General features: G+C 43.1%; 5 protein-coding genes, 3 pseudogenes and 1 other annotated feature. Of the genes and pseudogenes, 4 read left to right on the forward strand and 4 right to left on the reverse strand.

Annotated elements, in window-relative coordinates; all coding sequences use genetic code 11:
* Positions 1-552, reverse strand: a pseudogene (locus PG901_RS02445) (IS982 family transposase); the annotation flags it as partial.
* 76 nt (positions 553-628) lie between these two features.
* On the opposite strand from PG901_RS02445, the gene PG901_RS02450 reads away from it, so the two are divergent.
* Positions 629-1,213, forward strand: coding sequence for a hypothetical protein (locus PG901_RS02450; RefSeq protein WP_271133386.1), 585 nt, complete (start codon positions 629-631; stop codon positions 1,211-1,213).
* A 22-nt stretch (positions 1,214-1,235) separates the two neighbouring features.
* Positions 1,236-1,430 (forward strand): hypothetical protein, encoded by a 195-nt coding sequence (locus tag PG901_RS02455; RefSeq protein WP_271133387.1) that lies wholly within the window; start codon positions 1,236-1,238, stop codon positions 1,428-1,430.
* Positions 1,431-1,439: 9 nt separating this feature from the next.
* Here the strand turns inward: PG901_RS02455 and PG901_RS02460 are convergent.
* Positions 1,440-1,718, reverse strand: a pseudogene (locus PG901_RS02460) (transposase); the annotation flags it as partial.
* A gap of 51 nt (positions 1,719-1,769) precedes the next feature.
* Here PG901_RS02460 and PG901_RS02465 point away from each other — a divergent pair.
* Positions 1,770-2,985: pseudogene (locus PG901_RS02465) on the forward strand (IS3 family transposase).
* Positions 2,045-2,161: a sequence feature (AL1L pseudoknot), on the forward strand. (Overlaps the previous pseudogene by 117 nt.)
* A 175-nt stretch (positions 2,986-3,160) precedes the next feature.
* Here the strand turns inward: PG901_RS02465 and PG901_RS02470 are convergent.
* The gene (locus PG901_RS02470) at positions 3,161-4,042 is read right to left on the reverse strand and encodes an IS3 family transposase (protein ID WP_333780647.1); all 882 of its coding nucleotides are present in this window, start codon (positions 4,040-4,042) and stop codon (positions 3,161-3,163) included.
* A gap of 92 nt (positions 4,043-4,134) precedes the next feature.
* Positions 4,135-4,410, reverse strand: a complete 276-nt coding sequence (locus tag PG901_RS02475) for a transposase (RefSeq protein WP_271133388.1) — start codon at positions 4,408-4,410, stop codon at positions 4,135-4,137.
* 176 nt (positions 4,411-4,586) lie between these two features.
* Between PG901_RS02475 and PG901_RS02480 the strand changes: the two genes are divergently transcribed.
* Positions 4,587-5,531, forward strand: coding sequence for an RDD family protein (locus tag PG901_RS02480; RefSeq protein ID WP_271133389.1), 945 nt, complete (start codon positions 4,587-4,589; stop codon positions 5,529-5,531).
* Positions 5,532-6,049: the final 518 nt, after the last annotated feature.

The following is a 6,049-nucleotide window of genomic DNA, read 5'->3' on the forward strand; positions in this document are numbered from 1 at the left end:
CACACCTTGCCAAACACAGACGTTGCCATATCCTTAACAGGCACTCTGTCATCGGTATTACCCGCAGTGACTTTAACAGATACAAGCTCGCCCTTATGATTGATAATGGCATGCAGCTTAAAGCCATAGAACCAGCCCATGCTGCTTTTGCCTCGGGTTGCAAGTCCTTCAAAGACTTTGTGACGGTAGATTCGCTTGTTATGACAAACTGCTATCTTGGTTGAATCAATATAGCTGATACCCGTACAGTCGCCCATTATGCTTTGCAAGTAGCTGCACAGTGGCATGATACTGCGCGGCACTAGCTCTATAAATCGCGAGTAGCTCGGCAGATTTGGAAACTCCCGTTTCATCATGCCAAGCATGTGATGGTAGTAAAACGCCTTAAACTGTCGATAACGCAGTTGATGAAACAGTACCAAGACAGTCATAATCTCTGCTACACTTATCTGGCATGCTCTTAGCCGTTGCGATTAAATGAGCGTCAAACTCAGGTTTGAATTGCTGATAAAAGTCGTCAATATGGCAGTATAGTTCGGTTAGGTTGTCCATGTAAGAAGTCCTTGTTGTGAAGTTTGTCTTGGTAAACTCACTTTAGCAACTTCGGGCTTCTTTTTTTATCTTTTTTTTGAGCCCTTATCCCGAACTGGGGTTAGATAAGAACACTGCTTCACACTCTAATACATCTACAACAGTCAAAGCGGATAATACGACTTCTAACGCAAGCGGTAACTACAATAAATCCATTCACTATAAGGATTTTTCTGCTCGTGTAGTGAGCACGCCTGACGGTAACGGTGGTTATGACTTAAAAATTCAGCCTATGGGTGAAAAAGTCATTGAAAGACACATTGACGATCCTGTTATTGATGCTGCGGTGGGCGATCTTAATGGAGATGAGTTCTATGAAATCCTGATTTTCACACAAAGTGTCGGTAGCGGCTCGTATGGTAACGTCATTGCTTATTCGAGCAATAAAGGGCAGTCATGGAGTGAAGTATCTTATCCTGAGCTCTCCAGTAAACTAAGTGATGGTTACATGGGTCATGACAAATTTGAAGTGGTTGATAATGTGTTGGTTAGACAGTTCCCACTCTATTTAGAAGGTGATACCAATGCCAACCCCAAAGGTAAAATGCGCCAAATTCAGTATGATATGAAAGATGGGGAAGCTTCTCGTCAGTTTGTGGTTAGTGAAGTCAACGAGTTTTAAATAAATCTATAAAGGGTTTTATATGAAAAATATGACTAAAATAATGATGGCAAGTGTGGTAGCGGTAGGTACATTAGCAGCAGGTTGCCAAACGACGCCAAACACGAATACTCCTGCACCAGTCACTCAGCCTATCACCTCAACTGCCTTACAAGCCTATAACTGGCAACTTGTTGACGCCAAAAGCACTGGTGGTGAAAAAATTGCACCACTATAGTCAAAGAACTCATAAATCGCCACACAGCCATAAGAAATAAAAGAACAGTGTGTCAACACAATCTAGCCGCCATTCCTTATGTTTTTGTTTGACCCAAGCCCACATTTGCTCGATAGGATTCAAATCAGGACTGTAAGGTGGCAGCCATAAAATAGTGTGCCCTGCATCTTCTATAAGTTCAGTTGTGTCTTTGCGCTTATGGAAGGTTGCATTATCCATAACGATTACACTGTCTTTCGGTAAGCTTGGTAGCAGCAGTTGTTCAACCCAGCTATGAAATACATCACTATGAACCGCCCCGGTATTGTCGGAGACTCAACATTCTGAGAGAATACAACGATGAAAACACGACACTACACCCCCGAGATTAAAGACCGCGCCGTTCGCATGCTGATTGAAGCATTAAGCGACTATCCCTCCACCTGGTCAGCTATTCAAGCAATTGCACCTAAGATTGGCTGCACACCTGAAACCCTACGATCATGGCATAAAAAACACATCGATCAAACCATTCCGGCATCAGTGCAAGCGCAAAGTGACAAAGAACGCATCAAAGCACTTGAACGCGAGAATAAAGAGCTCAAGCAAGCCAATGAGATTATACGTAAGGCTGCTGCTTTTTTCGCCCAGGCGGAGCTCGACCGTCCACCCAGATAATGGTTCAGTTTATTGATGACTATAGAGGTAGTAATGGGGTCGAGCTGATTTGTAGAGTACTACCGATTGCCCCGTCAACCTATCACCGTGCTAAAGACCTAGAGTGCTGCCCTGAAAAGCGTTCACTGCGCAGTCAGCATGACGACTACTATCTCAGCGAGATTAAACGTATTTGGCATGATAGCAAGTGCCGCTACGGCGCTCACAAAGTCTGGCAGCAGATGAAAGCTGACGTATTAAAGGTTGCTCGTTGCACCGTAGAGCGTTTAATGAAGCAGTATGGTATGCAAGGCATCTGGCGCGGTAAGGGCAAGATCACCACCAACAGCCGTGACGACCAAAAGCGCGCTGATGACTTGGTCAATCGTAACTTTAATGCCCGTCGTCCTAATCAGCTTTGGGTTGCAGATTTTACCTATATCAAGACACTGAGTGGCTGGGTTTATACTGCCTTTATTATTGATGTGTTCGCTCGTGCCATTGTGGGCTGGAAAGTATCCAATCGCATGAACACCGATATGGTGATGGCCGCGCTCAATCAAGCGATAGCAGATAGGAATAATCCCAAAGATGTGATTCATCACAGTGATCGAGGGGTTCAGTATTTATCCATTCGCTACACAGATAAGATGGCTGACTGCGGTGTGATTGCCTCTGTTCTACGGGTGATTCTTATGACAACGCACTGGCTGAGACGGTCAACGGGCTTTATAAGTCTGAGGTCATTCATTATTTGAAAGAGAGCTGGTCTGGTGTGAACGATGTTGAACTGGCAACCCTTGAATGGGTCGATTGGTTTAACAAAACACGACTGCATAGCACGATTGGATATGTGTCACCCTTTGAGTTTGAAAAGCGGTATTATGATAATTTAATCCTGTCAGGCATTGCTGCCTGACTCAAGTAAACCAGACTCCGACATAGTCGGGGCGGTTCACTATTGACACTGCGATCATAAAGTCCAACAGCGAACAGCTGATTATTGTAAATAGCACCTATCGCATTGGTTTGGTTTTTAAGCTGCCAGTTGTATTGTCCAAAGCATTTTTTACCTCTATTAGTGTAGTGGTCAACTAATTTAGGACAGCTGATAAGAGATTTTGATTAAAGTAACGTCTCTCTTTTTCTGCTGGCGGCAAATAATCGTTGAAAGTATGCGGTCTCACGGACTGATAATAGCCCCAGATATAATCAACAATGGCGCTTTTAGCCTCAGCGATATCTTCATAACCGCCCTTTGGCATCCACTCAGTTTTGAAGCTTCTGAAGAATCTTTCGGTCGGCGCATTATCCCAACAATTTCCGCGACGGCTCATGCTTTGCGTCATACCCTCACAACTCGCCACGGATTCAGCAAACTTCTTGCTAGTGTAATGGGTTCCTTGATCAGAGTGAAACAACATGCCACTTGGCTTTAAGCGCGTCTGATACGCCATTTGCAGCGCTTTGATTGTCAACACGCTGTCAGGGGAATCTGACACCGAAAAGCCCACCACACGACGGGCATATAAACCTAAAACAACCGCTAGATAGAACCAGCCGCCTTTGATACGAATATATGTGACATCACCCGTCCAGACCTGATTGGGCGCTGATGGGCTAAAATTACGGTTCAGTATGTTGTCATGAGCTTGGTGTTCTTCGTCAGCTCGCTTGTATTTATGTGTTTTTAGCTGGCAACTGATGAGCCCCATACTTCTCATAACCTTAGCAGCTAAGTAACGTGTCAGCTTAATGCCATGCTCATTCATCAAGATAGCAGCAATGCTGCGAGCGCCAGCTGATTGCTTTGAGTCATTAAATATTTGGCGTATTAAGGCTTTAAGCTTGACCATTTCAATATTTATCGGCTTTGGCTGCAAGCCATAGTAATAGCTACTCTTAACCATGCCAAACAGGTCACACAATTGAGTTTTACTCATCTGTTTGTCTTGCTCTGCCAGCTGACTTATCAGCGATAATCGCTCAGACTGTCCAAGGCTAGCAGAGCTGAAGCCTCACTCGAGCATAGCTCTCGTCTTGCGTCGGGACGAAGCAGTGCTTCGTTTTATCCCTCCTCATTTAAGATGTCGCGCTCCATAGTCAGCCGTTTTACTTGTTTACGCAGTTCTTGGAGTTCTCGCTGTTCATCGGTTAAGGCATTGCCGACTTTAGGTGCTTGTCCACCCATTTCTTGACGGTACTGACTCAGCCATTTCTGTAAGGTGGATTTGCCAATGCCAAGTGAATCAGAAACGTCGGGGATGCTACGGTTGTGATCAGTGACTAAGCTGATGGCTTCAAGTTTGAATTCTCGGGTATATTGGTTGCGTTTGTTGATCATACTAGTTTCCTTCTTTGGGGTAGTATAAACCTCTTATGCACTGTCCAAGTTGATTATGCCACTACAGCGACGCCTAACAGGGTTAAATGATCAGATGGTTTTTTAAAGACCCTACGCTTGTTTGTCAACATCCTTTCTATTAAGCTAGCAGATTTATTTTTAATTTGAGAGTATTAATGGCGACCATAAAAGAGAAGACATACTTAGCAGATATTTATAGCCGCCTTGGCGCTTTACTGGTTGATGCGATCATTTTGGGATGTGTCGGGCTACTACTAGGACTGATATTCGAAAGTGTATTTGTGAAATTAGGCAATTGGGGGCAACTTGTTGGTGTCATTATCTTGCTATTGTATTTTGGTATTGGCAATAGCCAACGTGCTGGCGGACAAACTCTTGGCAAAAAACTACTAAAGATAAGAGTGGTTGATAAGAGCGGCATCCCGTTAAGTATGGGTAAAGCCAGTCTGCGTGCTATTGTTTTGATCACACCATTTGCCCTCAACGGCCAGTCTGTATTTGGTGACAATCCATCTGATACTTTAATCTATCTGCTAACCGCGATCGTATTTGGCGGTATATTAGCCATTGTTTACCTGTTCTTTTTTAACAGAAGCACCAGACAGTCGCTGCATGATCTGGCTGCAAATTCTATCGTCATTAATATAAATGCTGACAAACAATCTATAGTGCCGATTTGGAAGGGTCACCTTGTTATTGTTGCGTTGCTATTTTTAACATCAGCAGCCGTTCCTGCTTTTACCAATGAGGGGATGGCTATGGATAACGGCCTTTTTAAAGAACTGATAGCAGTACAAACAACGCTATTGTCTGAGCCTAATATCAGCTCTGCGGGCGTACATCAAAACACGCATACTTTTACTGATAACGATGGCAGCCAAACAGTGACGGAAAGTCTTTCGATTGAGATACCTATGGATAAAAATAACATCAGTGATGAAGATTTTGCCAAAAATGTGGCTAAAAAAGCGTACAGCAGTTATGCGTTAGCCAATGAAGTGGATGTGGTTTACGTTTCATTATCATATGGTTATAACATCGGTATCGCCTCAAAGTCGCAGTACTATCGCTATGAGTTTGAATCCAGTGAGCTAAAATAATAGTATTATTCTAATTTCTGGTGGTGTATCAGAAAGTATGTTTAGAAAATAAAGGAGAGGTGATAGCCGAAGTAATCGGATATATTTGAGCTTATGAAGACACAAATAGAAATCAGCTGCCCCGACTGTCACAGTTTATTGGCGATCATGGCGCAACCTGTAACGGCTGTCATTCTAAAATAGAAGACATCATACGATTAGAGGTTGTGGTGTTAGAAATATTGCTATTATGGCTTAACTTGAATAAACAGCCTCCAATAAAGTCGAGGCGGTTCAGTCGTGTTTTATTATGCCACTACATACAGAGTCATTTGTCATAAAATTTTTTATAAAAACAAAGATTAGTCCCTTATACAGATGTTCAACTACTAGCATAGCTCAGATATCTAAATTAGTTGCCCTCTATACCTCTTCAACCTTCTTAAGTTAATTAAAGGAAGTCAATGTATTTAGGTTATAAGTTAGATATCTGAATATACTTCTCTAGCAATCATCCCGTATTGCGCAAACCTGCTGCT

The sequence above is a fragment of the Psychrobacter sp. ANT_H3 genome (genome assembly GCF_027919975.1).
In the GTDB taxonomy this organism is placed as follows: domain Bacteria; phylum Pseudomonadota; class Gammaproteobacteria; order Pseudomonadales; family Moraxellaceae; genus Psychrobacter; species Psychrobacter maritimus.